General features: G+C 64.7%; 12 protein-coding genes. 8 read left to right on the top strand and 4 right to left on the bottom strand.

Annotation, left to right across the window (positions count from 1 at the left end; all coding sequences use genetic code 11):
* The 3 genes from LZC94_34195 to LZC94_34185 all read left to right on the top strand — a co-directional run bounded on the left by LZC94_34195 (position 1) and on the right by LZC94_34185 (position 2,156).
* Complete coding sequence (locus LZC94_34195) at positions 1–432, top strand: CBS domain-containing protein (protein ID WXB12892.1); 432 nt, start codon at positions 1–3, stop codon at positions 430–432.
* A 173-nt stretch (positions 433–605) separates the two neighbouring features.
* A complete protein-coding gene (locus LZC94_34190; GenBank protein ID WXB12891.1) occupies positions 606–1,214 on the top strand; it encodes a TetR/AcrR family transcriptional regulator in 609 nt (202 codons plus the stop codon).
* Positions 1,215–1,286: 72 nt separating this feature from the next.
* On the top strand, positions 1,287–2,156 hold the full coding sequence (locus tag LZC94_34185) for a lysophospholipase (GenBank protein WXB12890.1): 870 nt from the start codon (positions 1,287–1,289) through the stop codon (positions 2,154–2,156).
* Positions 2,157–2,172: 16 nt separating this feature from the next.
* Here the strand turns inward: LZC94_34185 and LZC94_34180 are convergent, their stop codons facing one another.
* Positions 2,173–3,546 (bottom strand): DUF4403 family protein, encoded by a 1,374-nt coding sequence (locus LZC94_34180; GenBank protein WXB12889.1) that lies wholly within the window; start codon positions 3,544–3,546, stop codon positions 2,173–2,175.
* 258 nt (positions 3,547–3,804) lie between these two features.
* On the opposite strand from LZC94_34180, the gene LZC94_34175 reads away from it, so the two are divergent.
* Together LZC94_34175 and LZC94_34170 are read left to right on the top strand one after the other, a co-directional pair.
* Complete coding sequence (locus LZC94_34175) at positions 3,805–4,272, top strand: peroxiredoxin (GenBank protein WXB12888.1); 468 nt, start codon at positions 3,805–3,807, stop codon at positions 4,270–4,272.
* A 45-nt stretch (positions 4,273–4,317) separates the two neighbouring features.
* On the top strand, positions 4,318–5,184 hold the full coding sequence (locus LZC94_34170) for an SDR family oxidoreductase (GenBank protein WXB12887.1): 867 nt from the start codon (positions 4,318–4,320) through the stop codon (positions 5,182–5,184).
* Between the two features lie 28 nt (positions 5,185–5,212).
* Here LZC94_34170 and LZC94_34165 read toward each other — a convergent pair whose 3' ends face one another.
* Together LZC94_34165 and cysK are read right to left on the bottom strand one after the other, a co-directional pair.
* A complete protein-coding gene (locus LZC94_34165; GenBank protein ID WXB12886.1) occupies positions 5,213–5,533 on the bottom strand; it encodes a DUF2325 domain-containing protein in 321 nt (106 codons plus the stop codon).
* Between the two features lie 5 nt (positions 5,534–5,538).
* Positions 5,539–6,546 (bottom strand): cysteine synthase A, encoded by a 1,008-nt coding sequence (gene cysK, locus LZC94_34160; GenBank protein WXB12885.1) that lies wholly within the window; start codon positions 6,544–6,546, stop codon positions 5,539–5,541.
* Between the two features lie 204 nt (positions 6,547–6,750).
* Between cysK and LZC94_34155 the strand changes: the two genes are divergently transcribed.
* The 3 genes from LZC94_34155 (at position 6,751) to LZC94_34145 (ending at position 9,808) form a co-directional block, all read left to right on the top strand.
* A complete protein-coding gene (locus LZC94_34155) occupies positions 6,751–7,167 on the top strand; it encodes an EVE domain-containing protein (protein WXB12884.1) in 417 nt (138 codons plus the stop codon).
* 594 nt (positions 7,168–7,761) lie between these two features.
* Positions 7,762–8,907 carry an acyltransferase gene (locus LZC94_34150; protein ID WXB12883.1) on the top strand — a complete coding sequence of 382 codons (1,146 nt, stop codon included), beginning with the start codon at positions 7,762–7,764 and terminating at the stop codon, positions 8,905–8,907.
* A 40-nt stretch (positions 8,908–8,947) separates the two neighbouring features.
* Positions 8,948–9,808, top strand: a complete 861-nt coding sequence (locus LZC94_34145) for a cyclase family protein (protein ID WXB12882.1) — start codon at positions 8,948–8,950, stop codon at positions 9,806–9,808.
* A gap of 80 nt (positions 9,809–9,888) precedes the next feature.
* Here the strand turns inward: LZC94_34145 and LZC94_34140 are convergent, their stop codons facing one another.
* Positions 9,889–13,041 carry a multidrug efflux RND transporter permease subunit gene (locus tag LZC94_34140; protein WXB12881.1) on the bottom strand — a complete coding sequence of 1,051 codons (3,153 nt, stop codon included), beginning with the start codon at positions 13,039–13,041 and terminating at the stop codon, positions 9,889–9,891.
* Positions 13,042–13,051 lie beyond the last annotated feature (10 nt).

The following is a 13,051-nucleotide window of genomic DNA, read 5'->3' as shown; positions in this document are numbered from 1 at the left end:
ATGAAGAAGTGCTCCGAGCTCATGAAGACGGACGTCGAGTGCTGCGACGGGGGTGCTCTCGTCGAAGCAGTCGCCGAGCAAATGCGTTCGAAGAATATCGGCTTCGTACCGGTGTGTGATGAGAAAGGGGTGGTTATCGGAACACTCACCGATCGCGATTTGGCCATTCGTGTGCTCGCCGAACATCGTTCCCCGGCGCAAACAAAGGCCAAAGACGTGATGAGCACCGACGTCGTTTCGTGCAAAGCGGACGACGAGTTGCTCAAGGCCGAGGAATTGATGAGCAAGCACAAGAAATCGCGCATCGTCTGTGTCGATGATCGAAAGCGCCCCGTCGGCGTCATCAGTCTTTCCGATCTAGCCCAGCAAGAGACAGGCGGAAAAGCTTCCGCCATTCTGCGCTCGGTATCGCAGCGGGAAGCGCGGGCTTAGCAGAGACGATTCGAGCCCGAGCCCGAGCGCGGGTGGAAACCCCAGCACGGGTACGTGCACATGACCCGTACCCGTACCCGTGCATGGCGCTGGGTTCGGGCTCGCGCTCGACGTATCGTTGGCGCATCCTGCGCCGGACTTGCTGAAACGACCGTTCGTGCTATTATGGCCATGTGAGCAAAGGCGAGGACACCCGCAACGAAATCATCGGCCGTGCTTACTCCATCGCCACCGAGGTGGGGCTCGAAGGGCTGACCTTGGGCGTTCTCGCGGAGCGAACGCACCTCTCGAAGAGCGGGCTCTTTGCGCACTTCAAGTCGAAAGAGGCGCTGCAGCTCGAGGTGCTCGAGCGGGCCATCGGCCTCTTCGTCAAGGACGTGGTGCTGCCGGCGCTCACCAAGCCACGCGGCGAGCCGAGGGTGAAGACGCTCTTCGACCGGTACCTGGTGTGGATCCGCGGGAGCGAGCAGCGCGATCGCAAAGGCGGCTGCTTCTTCATGTCCCTCGCGCACGAATACGACGATCGCCCTGGCCCGCTGCGCGATCGTTTGGTGCAGTCGCAGCGCGATTGGTACGGCACCCTGGCGCGCGCCGCGCGTCTCGCCGTCAAAGAGGGCCACTTCCGAACGGATTTGGACGATACGCAGTTCGCCTACGAGTGCATCGGCATCGGCATGGCGTTCGAGCAGGCCTACAAGCTGCTGGCCGATCCCACGGCCGAGAAGCGGGCGCGCACCGCCTTCGAGGGCCTGCTCGCGCGCAGCCGCCGCGCGCGCAAATGAACTGCAAATGAGAGGATGCGCGGGCTGGTTCTCCGCAAGAGCCAACCCTACGAAAGGTACAGGAGAACGAGCATGGCATACGCTTTCCATATAAATAGCACGAACGATCGTGCTAAAAAATCTCTGGCCCCGCCCTGGTTTCGCAACGGTTTTCGCCTGGTGGGCGCCATGGTGCCCGATGCGGCGGCGAGCATGGGGCACCACCTCTTCTTCACCCCGAGGGGCGCGCGCCTTCGCGATGACGAGCGCGCGGTGCTGGCGCAAGGGGAGCGGTTTTCGTTCGACGTCGACGGCTCGAACGTGATCGCGCGCACATGGGGCGAGGGGCCGACGGTGATTCTGGCGCATGGGTGGGGAGGCCACTCGGGGCAGATGACATCGCTCGTGCAAGCGGTGGTGGCGGCGGGCTACCGCGCCGTGGCCATCGACTTTCCCGGGCACGGCGAGTCGGAGGGGCGCCTCTCGTCCATCGTGCACTTTGCGCGGGCGCTGGAGCGCGGGGCGGCGTTATTCAGCCCGATTCATGGCGTGATCGCGCACTCGTTGGGCGCGGCGGCCACCACCTTCGCCATGACCCGCACCTTGCGCCCCACGCGGGTGGCGTTCTTTGCACCGGCCACGGAGTTCGAGCCGATGTGGGCGCAGTTCCGTGAGGACGTGGGCGTCTCCGATGTGGTCTGGCAAAAGATGCAGAAGAAGGCCGAAGGATGGCTCAATGTGAGCATGCGCCAGGTGTTCGCCCTGGAGCACGCGCCCCGCATGACCGCGCCGCTCTTGGTCCTGCACGACGTGGCCGATCGGCAAGTCGGCTTCGAACAAGGCGAAAAGATGGCCCAAACATGGCCCAACGCGGCGCTGGTGCGCACCGAGCAGCTGGGCCACATCCGCATTTTGCACGACCCACGCGCCATCGCGGCGGCCGTGGATTTTCTCGAACGGTAGCGGGAGCGGGAGCGGATCAGCCCGCGTTGGGGCAGGGGACGGCGGCGGCGGCGCGGCCGGTGACCGCCACATAGACCCGGACATAGGTCCCGTGCGCATAGGCGCCGGTCACCTCGATGCGATCGACGTCGCCTTTGAAGCACGCGCGCGGTCCGCCGAAGGTCAAGTCCGAGGAGAGCTTGCTGCGCACGGTGCGCAGGCGCTCGCCGATGTCGAGCCGCAGGGCGGCGCGCGCTTGATCGCGGATTTTGGCCACATCGGCCATGGCTTTGAGCGACAGAAAGAAGTTCGACGTCTCGATGGTCGGCTCGAGATCGGGCATGCGCAGCTCGTTGTCGACGACGGAAAGGTGTCCGCTCAAGAAGATGTCGCCGTTGATGTCGGTGTCGATGCCCGCAGCATGCACGGGGCCGGCGATGTGCATCTTGAGCACGAGCATCCCCTGCGACTCGTAGAGCTCGGGCTTCTCCAGATACAGCTTGGGATAGTCCGTCGAGAAGAAGTACTTCCCATCGGTAAAGGTGACCGACATGGCGCGGGTCAGCTCCTCGTAGCTGGCGGCGACGGGAACGGTGACCGTGAACGGGCCGGGGGTGATGGTGGCCACATTTGCCAGCGGCGGCAGCGGCAGGCTCTCCTCGGGGTTGGCACAGGGCAGGGTGACCGAGGGGGCCACGATCAGCGCCAGATCTTTCTCGACCCCGTCGGCGATCACGGTGGGGCCTGCTTCCACGCCCAAAACCTTGAGCATGGCGCACCCTTTTGCCTCACCTATCGGGATATCGAGCGGGCGTGCCACACGTGCGTAGGCTTCGGCCAAGGTCGGCTTGAGATCGTATTCGAACTCTTGCAGCTTCTGATGCACCTGCGCCCGGATCGCTTCGAACACGCCGCCGACGGAGTCGGCCACGCGGAGCCTTCGGTCGCTGGACGTGACCTTCACGTCGATGGACTGAAGCTTCACCTTGTAGTCGGTGTTGACCACCGGCTCGGCCGCCACCTTCAAGTCGATGGGAAAATCCAGGGAGCTCACGCGAACGTCGACCTTGGCATCGACCCGGGTGTCGAGCACCAGGCGGCCTTGTGAAAAGCCGACGGCCAGCGGCGAGCGGCTCCACGCGTACCTCCGGGTGGTGCCGGCCAGCTGAAAATCGCCATCGCCCGTTCGGGGCACCGTTTCATCCAAGGACGAACGCAGCGCCGCCGAGGTGACCGACACATGCGTGACGATGCGCGAGGGCGCCGGATCGGCCACCGGGGTCGCGGGCGACGCCGCCGGCCGCGGTGGATACACGGCACCAAAACGAGCGCAGCCGGGGAGGGCGGCTGCCGCGGCCGCGGAGAACGCCGAGACGAAGAGTGCCACTTTAAGAGGCGAGGGATGCTGCACGACGACGATTTTCCTTTCCGTACCGCGCGCCCGTCGCCGCCGTCCACGGGCGGATGGCTGGACGGATGGAGCGCGGAGCGCGGTCTTGCGACGAGGGCGAATAAGACGACTGAAGCGGAGTCTATACGTGGTTCGGTCTGGCGTGAATCGGTCGAGGTCTCCCGAGGGTTTGGCGTAGAGTAAGCAGTTCGCGGTTCCGTAGAACGCTTGCGGAGGTCGGCCGATTGCGGCGCCCTCCCCGAAAGACAGAGGTGCATCATGATCGGAGTCGGCCAACGCTTTCCGGATTTTCGCCTCGAAAACCAAGACAAAAAGGAGCTGGGGCTCAGCGATTACCGAGGGAAATGGCTCGTTTTGTACGTCTACCCCAAGGACGACACCCCCGGCTGCACGGTCCAGGGCAAGTCGTTCACCGCGACCAAGAGCGAGTTCGATAAGAACGGCATCGTGGTGGTCGGCGTGAGCGCAGACGACGCCGAGTCGCACAAGAGCTTCTGCGACAAGTATTCCTTTACAATCGATCTCTTGGCCGATCCCGAGGCCAAGCTGCTCACCGCCGCCGGGGTGGGGCAGAGCGACTACAAAGGGACCCTCTATTGGGACCGCACCACCTTCGTCATCGACCCCACGGGCGTGGTGCGAAAGGTGTATACCAAGGTGAATCCTCAAGGGCACGAGCAGGTGCTCCTCGAGGACGTCGTGAAGCTCAAGACCTCGCAGAACTAGTCCACTCCACCTCCACGTCCACCCAAGAAAACCGGAAAAATCTCGATGCGCGAGCTCTCGGGACGAACGTTTCTGGTGACGGGGGCCAGCGCAGGAATCGGCCGCGCCACCGTCTTCGGGCTGGCGGCGCGCGGGGCGAGCGTGGTGCTCGCGTCGCGCTCCGAGGCCAAGACGCGGCCGATTCTGGAGGAGATCCGGCGTCAGTACACCGACGCCGACGTGGAGTTCCTCCCCATCGACTTGGGCGATCTGGCCTCGGTGAAGCGGGCGGCCGACACGTTCCTCGCGTCGCCGCGGCCGCTCGATGTCCTCATCAACAACGCCGGGGTGGCCGGGGCGCGCGGGCTCTCGCGCGACGGCTTCGAAATCGCCTTCGCCACCAACCATCTGGGGCCGTTCTTCTTCACGCAGCTCCTCCTACCCAAGCTGCAGGCGGCGCCTCGAGCTCGCATCGTGAACGTGGCCTCGAGGGCCCACTTTCGGACCAAAGAGGTCGACTGGGGCTCGATTTCGCGACCGGTCAAGCGGATCGACAGCTTTCGCCAATACAGCTTCACCAAGCTGCTCAACATCTTGCACGCGCAGGAGCTGGCGAAGCGGCTGGCCGATACACGGGTGACCACGTACTCGCTTCACCCCGGGGTGGTGGCGTCCGAGCTATGGCGCGAGGTCCCTCGGCCCATCGCGTCGATCATGAAGCTGTTCTTCATTTCGAACGAGGAAGGGGCGAAGACCACCCTCTATTGCGCGACCGCGCCGGAGCTCTCGGGCACCTCGGGTCGTTATTACGACGCGTGCAAAGAGGCGCGCGTGAGCCGGCTCGCCCGCGACGAGGCGTTGGCGAAGGAGCTCTTCGAACGGAGCGAAGAGGCGATACGGAACGCGCTGCCGGGCTACGCGCTCGCGTCGTGATCTCGGAGGCGTGAGCTCGGGGCGTGAATCAGGCGGCGGGCGCGCGGGCCACTTCGGCGATGAGCGCGCGGGCGGTGGCGGCGCCGCAGAACTTCATGATCTGGAGCGGCGTTCCGCAGCGCGCCGCTTCTTTCTTCGCCGTCTGCACGGCGTTGTGGCTGTTCACGCCCGTGACCAGCACCACCAAGTTCGCCCGCCGCACCAGGGCCGCGAGGCGCGTGCCGGCGTTGCCTTGCATATGGCCCGCGTGCACGTCGACATCGACGCCGAGCTCTTCGCCCGACGCGCGGAGCGAGCGTTCGACGCGCTCGACGCCGCCTACGAACACGATCCTAGGTCTCTTGATCATCGTCGTCATCGTCTTGCTCCACGAGGTGCGCGCGCGTCCGAGCGCGGCGTTGTGACGTAGCGTTCGCCCGAATCGCATACGAGGGTTACAATCAGCTTTCCGGCCATGCGCTCTTGGGCGGCGAGGGCCAGCGCGGCGGTGATGGAAGCTCCCGAAGAGACGCCCGCGAGGATCCCCTCCTCGAGCGCCAAGCGATGCGCGTTGGCAAAAGCATCGTCATCGGACACGGTGACGACTTCGTCGATGAGGTCGCGGCGCAAGAGCGGCGGGACGAAGCCCGCGCCGATGCCTTGAATCGCGTGCTTGCCGGCGACCCCGCCCGACAAAACCGGCGAGCCGGCGGGCTCCACGGCCACCAGCCGGATGTCGCGCTTCTTGGCGCGAAGCCCGAGGCCCACCCCGGTGATGGTGCCCCCCGTGCCGACGCCGGCCACGAACGCGGCCACCTTGCCGTAGGTGTCCTCCCAGATCTCGGCCGCGGTGGTGCGGCGATGGATCTCGGGGTTGGCCGGCGAAACGAACTGATCGATCAGCACGGCGCCCGGGGTGGACTGGACGATCTCCTTGGCGCGCTCGCGTGCGCCGTGCATATCGCCGCCGGGGGTCACCACCACGTCGGTGCCCAGGTAGAGGAGGAGGGCGATGCGCTCGTTCGCCCAATCGCTGGGGATGGTGAGCCGCAGCTTGTAGCCTCGGGACGCGGCGATGTGCGCCATGGCGATGCCCGTGTTGCTGCTGGTGGGGGCGACGATGGTGCTCCCGGGCACCAGCTGCCCGCGCTGCTCGAGGTCGTCGATGAGGGCGGCGGCGACCCGGTCCTTGACGCTTCCACTGGGGTTCTTCGACTCGAGCTTGATGGCGATGCGGCCGGGGAGTCCCTGGCCCAGCCTCCGCAGCTCGATGAGGGGCGTGTGGCCGATGGCCTCCGTGACGGCCCCGCGCAAACGCTGCGGCTGCTCCTCTGCTGCTTTTTCGACCGGTTTGACTAGAACAGGGGCGACGACCGGGGCCATGGTGGATCTCCTCCAGCACGGGCCCGGAGGGACGCCCGTCTGTTTCAGTGGATGCGTGTCCACTTTAACGAAATTTCCATCTTTGGCAAGACCTGGCGGTGGGCGCACCCCGCGAGGGGGCGCCGGACATGGGAGGCTCACGATGATCCAAAGATGGCCGGCCGAAGTGTCGGAGACGTTTCCGTCAGGCTAACCTCACGATTCATGAGCGCCTGGCTGATTAAAAGCGAACCTTCCGTCTATCCCTTCTCGCAGCTCGTATCGGACAAGAAGACCGTGTGGGACGGGGTCCGCAACTTCGAAGCACGCAACAACCTCCGCAAAATGCGTAAAGGCGATCTTTGCCTATTCTATCACTCGAACGAGGGCAAAGCCGTCGTCGGCATCGCGAAGGTGGCCAAAGAGGCCTATCCCGATCCCTCGAGCGAAGAGGGCGAAGACTGGAGCGTCGTCGAAGTCTCCCCCGTCAAGTCGCTGACCGAGCCCGTGACCCTCGAGCACATCAAGTCACACCCCCAATTGTCGCAGATGGCCCTCGTCCGCCGCTCCCGCCTCTCCGTCGTCCCCGTCACGGACGCGGAGTTTCGGACGGTGCTGTCGGAGGGGAAGACGAAGCTGTAGGGGGGCTGCTGGCGGTCATACGGAGAAAACCGTAGGATGAGAGCATGGGCGACGAACGCATCAACCTGGCCGATCCCGACTTCGAGCCGGCCGACGAGCCGCTGCGGGGGTTGGATGCATCGGGCCTTTAGCGGGGTTCGGGAAGCGAATGAGCAGAGCTCGAGGCGGCTTCACGAGGAGATCGCGCGCTCGCGAGGAGAGCTCGTGCGCTCGTTCGAGCAGCCAGATGAACCGCACCGGAAAGCGTGACCTTTGAATCCCGTGCTCCTCATCGTTGCGGGTCCAAATGGGTCGGGAAAGACCACCGTGACCGTGCGGTTGAAACAGGAGCGGTGGAGTGAGGATGTCGTCGATTCGAATCCAGATGACATCGCACGCGAACGACTCGGCGATTGGAATTCCGAAGATGCAGTCCGAAGGGCCGCCGATTGGACCCAGGCACGCCGGGAGACGCTCTGCGCTCGCACGCAAGATGGCCTCCTGCGGAAAATCTACGGTGAGCTCCCGGCCTGGGTTGCCGCTGCGGTCGAACCCTTACCTCGCCATCCCGACTTCATCGACGCGCGCACTCCCTAGCGCGCGAATCCAAGCAGCATGGGTCACCCACAGTACGAGCACTACCTCCGCACCTCGCGGTTCGAATCCCTCGACGGCCTCCGGTGCCTCAGCATTCTGCCCGTCATCTGGCACCACAGCACACCGCGACCTTTACCCGGAATTCTCGGACGAGGTCCGTTTGGTGTCGATTTGTTCTTTTCGATCAGCGGATTTCTCATTACGACGCTGCTCTTGCGCGAACGACGAACACCCGTGTCGTCGCGCGAGCACGAAGCGCCGGCGTCGTTGGAAACGCGCGGATACGGCGGCCATTTCGCTGGCGAAGCGCGCGGCATTTCGCTGAAGAACTTCTACCTCCGCCGCACCCTGCGAATCTTTCCACTCTATTACGCGGTGCTCGCGCTCTATGCCCTTCGCGGCTGGCTCTTTTTGCCCGACTCGCCTCTGCGCGACCATTTCTTTCGAAGCTTACCGTTCTATGCCACCTATACGCCCAATTGGTTCGTCGACTTCGATGTACCGCATCCGGTCATTTTCGGATTTTCGTGGTCGCTCGCGGTCGAGGAGCAATTTTATCTGGTGTGGCCTTGGGTCGTCGCGAAGAGCCGCGGTCTTCGCGCGCCGGTGGTGTTCATGCTCGCCGCCGTTGCGCTGGATTTCTTCGCCGAGCATGGCTTTTTGGCACCCATCGTCGATGAGGCAGGCTCAACGCATCGCGTTTTGGTGGGGATTGCGACCCCCATTTGCTTGGGCGCGCTCGTGGCGTGTGCGCTTCATGCGCGGACCAGCTTCGCGATCGCCCGGATGGTCCTCGGCCGGCGCGGCAGCGCGCCCATTTTGCTGGCCGCCTTGGCCGTGCTCCTCGCCGTCTCGGGCACACCGCTCGTCTCCATTCATATCGTCATGGCTTTGCTCGTCGCGGCGGTGTGCATCCGCAGCGATCATGGGTTGGCTAGGCTCTTGAACGCTCCGCTCCTTCGCCTGGTGGGGGTGGTCAGTTATGGGATGTACCTGTTTCATGTTTCGGCCATCACAGGGGCCAAGTGGCTATTGCCGGTGGAATGGTGCACCGCGCCGATGGTGTTTTTTACGGCTACCTGCGTCACGTTTTTCGCCGCTTGGGCTTCATATCGATTCTTCGAGACGCCATTTCTTTCCTTGAAGAACCGGTTTCGTTCGTGAAATCGTTTTTCTTCATTAACTTCGAATCCAGGAGGCGCCCATGGTGCGATCACTCTTGCTCCTCGCCGCACTTGCGCTCACATCGTGTGCGGCGAATCCGTCCCAACCCGCATCTCCTCAACTCAACGCGGCCACCGTGCAATCGGCCATCGTGGCCACCGGCGGCCGCATCGTCGATCTCTCGTATCCGTATGACAACGCCACCCTCTATTGGCCGACCGACACCGCCGGCTTCGTGCTCGAAAAGACCCACTGGGGTAAAACGGACGGCGGCTATTTCTATGCCTCGGCCAAAATGTGCACGGCCGAACATGGCGGAACGCACATCGATGCGCCCATTCACTTTGCCGAAGGGCGCCCCACCCTCGATAAGATTGCCCTCGATCGTCTGATTGCCCCCGCCGTGGTGATCGACATCTCCAAGGCCGCCGCCTCGAACCCCGACGCGCTGCTCGGCGCCGCCGACATCGAGGCGTTCGAGCGCACCCATGGCCGCATCGAGCCCAAGACCATCGTGCTCGTTCGCACGGGCTGGTCGGAGCGGTGGCCCGATCGCAAACGCTACCTCGGCGACGACAAACCCGGCGACGCCTCCAACCTGCACTTCCCCGGCATCGGTGAGGACGCCGCGCGCGCGCTCGTCGCCCGCAAGGTCGCGGCGGTCGGCATCGATACGGCCAGCATCGACAACGGACCGTCGAAGACCTTCATGACGCACCGGGTGCTCTTGGATGCGGAGATCCCCGGGCTGGAAAACCTCGCATCGCTCAAGGAGCTGCCGGCGCGCGGCGCGGCGGTCATCGCGCTGCCCATGAAAATCGGCGGAGGCTCGGGCGGCCCTCTGCGCGTCGTCGCGCTCCTGCCGCCTCCCGTCTCCACCGCTTCGCCGCCTGCTCGCTGACCCCAAAAAGCGAAGACCGCCAGGATGTTTCCTGGCGGTCTCTCGCAACCCTCGCAACTCTCGCAACCTCAGCGGCCGGCTTACTCCGCCGGCGTCGCCAGAGGCTCCGGCCCGTGCTCGGGCGGAACGGACTCCGTCTTCGGTCCGCGGCGGCGTTCGCGCAGAGCTTCGACGAGGACGTAGAGGACGGGGATGATGAGCAGGTTCAGCACGGTCGAGACCACCATGCCCCCGAGGACCGCGGTCCCCAGAGAATGGCGGCTCGCCTGGCCTGCGCCCGTCGCGAACACCAGCGGCAGACCGCCGAGGATGAAGGCGAGGGACGTCATGAGGATCGGGCGCAGACGCGTTTGCGCGGCTTCGACGGCGGCGTCGACGATCGATGCACCGCGCTCGCGCAGCTGCTGCGCGAACTCGACGATCAGAATGGCGTTCTTGCTCGACAGACCGATGAGCATGACCAGACCGACTTGGCAAAACACGTCGTTCTGGAGGCCGCGCGCCCACTGCGCCCCGAGCGCGCCGAGGACTGCGACCGGAACACCGAGGAGCACGATGAACGGAAGGGCGAAGCTCTCGTACTGGGCCGCGAGGACCAGGAAGACGATGAGCAACCCGAGACCGAACAGCAAGGTGGTCTGCTTTCCACCCTCGAGCTCCTCCAAGGACAAGCCCGACCACGAGTAGGTCATCGTATTCGGAAGCTCGGCGGCGAGCTGCTGCATGCGCTCGATCGCCTGGCCGCTGCTGAATCCCGTACCCGGGGTCCCGCTGATCTCCGCGGAGCGGAACAGGTTGTAGTGGCTGATGACCTGCGGCGCGACCGTCTCGCGGATGTTGAGCAGGGTTCCGAGCGGCACCATCTGGCCCGTCTCGGAGCGGACGTAGAACTCGTTCAAGTGCTCGCGCTGCGCGCGGAATTTCGCGTCGGCTTGCACGTAAACGCGGTACGAGCGGTTCGCGAAGTCGAAGTCGTTCACGTACTGCGAGCCCATGAAGACCTGCAGGGTGCTGAAGACTTGGTCCAGGCGAACGTTCATCGCGCGCGCCTTCTTGCGATCGACCTCCACGATGAGCTGGGGATCGTTGGCGCTGTAGGTCGAGAAGAGGCTGCTCAATTGGGGGTCTTTGCTCCCGGCCCCGATGAGACCCCAGGTACCGCCCGCGAGCTCCTGCAAGGTGGAGCCGCCGCGATCGAGCACCTCGAACTGGAAGCCGCCGAGGTTACCGATGCCCTGGACGGGCGGCGGCGGAACGGCGATGACGAAGCCCTCGGGGATGGCGAACAGCGCTCCGCGCACGCGGTTGAGGACCGCCTCCACGGAGTGCTGGTCTCCTTTGCGCTCGGAGAACGGCTTCATCATGACCCACATCGCGCCCTTGTTGGCGCCGTTGCCGTTGAAGCCGTAGCCGACGGCGGCGAACGCACCGAGCACCTCGGGTTGCGCCGTGAGGATGCTCGTCGCCTTGTTGAACACCTTGGTGGTGTACTCGAGCGACGATCCTTCCGGCGTCTGCGCGGCGACGATGAAGTAGCCCTGGTCCTCCTGCGGCACGAAGCCGGTGGGGACCTTTTTGCTCATCCAGAAGGTCGCGCCGAGCGAGGCGATGAAGGCCACGAGGACCACCCCGCGGAAACGGAGCGAGACGCGCAGGATGCTGCCATAGCGGTTCTTCACGTTGTCGAGCATGCGCTCGAAGCGCTCGAAGAACGCGTTCACCTTGCCGTGCGGGCGCAGGAGCAGCGCGCACAAGGCGGGGGTGAGGGTGATGGCGTTGAAGGCGGAGATGGCCACCGAGATGGCGATGGTCACCGAGAACTGGCGGTAAATGCGCCCCGTGGTGCCGGGGAAGAAGGCCATCGGAACGAACACGGCGATCAGCACCAGCGACGTGGCCACGACCGCTCCGAACACCTCCTGCATGGCGGCGCCGGCCGCCTCGCGTGCGCTCATGTGCTTTTCGCGCATGAAGCGCTCGATGTTCTCGATGACGACGATGGCGTCGTCGACGACCAGACCGGTCGCCAAGGTGATGCCGAACAACGTGAGCGTGTTGATCGTGAAGCCGAACGCCTTCACGAAGGCGAAGGTCCCGATCAGCGAGACGGGGATGGTGATGGCCGGGATGAAGGTGCTGCGCCAGGTCGCCAAGAAGAGGAAGATGGTCGCGATGACCAGCACGATGGCGATGGCGAGCGTCTCGACCACGTCGTGAATGGAGGCCTCGACGAACGGCGTGGAGTCGAAGGCGACCTTGTACTTCATGCCGGGCGGGAAGTTCTTCGACAGCCGATCGAGCTCCGCCTTAACCTGGTGGGCGACGTCCAGCGCGTTGGCGCCGGGCAGCTGGATGATGCCCATGCCGACGCTGGAGATGTTCTGGTACACGGCCGTCAGGCTGTAGTCCTCGGCGCCGAGCTCGGCGTGGCCGACGTCGCGCAGGCGCACCAAGGTGCCGTCGCTCGTGGCCTTGAGGATCAGGTCGTTGAACTCCTCGGCGTCCTTGAATCGGCCCACGGCGCGGACGCTGACCTGAAATTGCTGGCCGGTGACCGCCGGCTGCTGACCGAGCTGGCCGGACGCGACCTGCACGTTCTGCTCTTGCAGCGCGCGCACGACGTCGCTCGCCGTGAGCTGGCGGGTGGCGAGGCGCGTGGGATCCAGCCAGAGGCGCATGGAGTATTTGCGCTCGCCGAACAGCGGGATGTCGCCGATGCCTTTGATGCGTTTGAGCTCGTCGCGGACGTATTGGTCCACGTAGTTGCTCATGAACACGTTGTCGTATTCGTTGTTCTCCGCATAGAAGGCGATGCCGAGGACGAAGGCCGCGGAGTTCTTCTTCACCGAGACGCCGGTGATCTTCACCTCGTTCGGCAATCGCCCGGTGGCCTGCGACACGCGGTTCTGCACGTCGACGGCGGCCAAGTCCGGATCGCGCTCGACGTCGAAGGTGACGGTGATGGTGCTCACTCCGTCGTTGGTGCTGGTCGAGGACATGTACTTCATGCCCTCGACGCCGTTGATCTGCTGCTCGAGCGGCGTGGTGACGGCGCTCTCGAGGACCTCGGCGCTCGCCCCCGTGTACACCGCGTTCACCACGACCTGCGGCGGGGCGAGGTCGGGGTACTGCGCGATGGGCAGGGTGGGAATGCAGATGGCGCCCGCGAGAACGATGAGCAGCGAGCAGACGCTCGCAAATACGGGACGGCGTATGAAAAATTCGACGAACACGGCGCGTCTC

This window comes from Sorangiineae bacterium MSr11954 (assembly GCA_037157815.1).
Lineage (GTDB): Bacteria > Myxococcota_A > Polyangia > Polyangiales > Polyangiaceae > Pendulispora > Pendulispora albinea.
This window is presented reverse-complemented; position numbering and strand designations above follow the sequence as displayed.

Excerpts from the sequence above, each read along its gene's own strand:
- LZC94_34195 (WXB12892.1), top strand. The coding sequence starts at position 1 with ATGAAGAAGTGCTCCGAGCTCATGAAGACGGACGTCGAGTGCTGCGAC.
- LZC94_34185 (WXB12890.1), top strand. The coding sequence starts at position 1,287 with ATGGCATACGCTTTCCATATAAATAGCACGAACGATCGTGCTAAAAAA.
- LZC94_34175 (WXB12888.1), top strand. The coding sequence starts at position 3,805 with ATGATCGGAGTCGGCCAACGCTTTCCGGATTTTCGCCTCGAAAACCAA.
- LZC94_34170 (WXB12887.1), top strand. The coding sequence starts at position 4,318 with ATGCGCGAGCTCTCGGGACGAACGTTTCTGGTGACGGGGGCCAGCGCA.
- LZC94_34165 (WXB12886.1), bottom strand. The coding sequence starts at position 5,533 with ATGATCAAGAGACCTAGGATCGTGTTCGTAGGCGGCGTCGAGCGCGTC.
- cysK (WXB12885.1), bottom strand. The coding sequence starts at position 6,546 with ATGGCCCCGGTCGTCGCCCCTGTTCTAGTCAAACCGGTCGAAAAAGCA.
- LZC94_34155 (WXB12884.1), top strand. The coding sequence starts at position 6,751 with ATGAGCGCCTGGCTGATTAAAAGCGAACCTTCCGTCTATCCCTTCTCG.
- LZC94_34150 (WXB12883.1), top strand. The coding sequence starts at position 7,762 with ATGGGTCACCCACAGTACGAGCACTACCTCCGCACCTCGCGGTTCGAA.
- LZC94_34145 (WXB12882.1), top strand. The coding sequence starts at position 8,948 with ATGGTGCGATCACTCTTGCTCCTCGCCGCACTTGCGCTCACATCGTGT.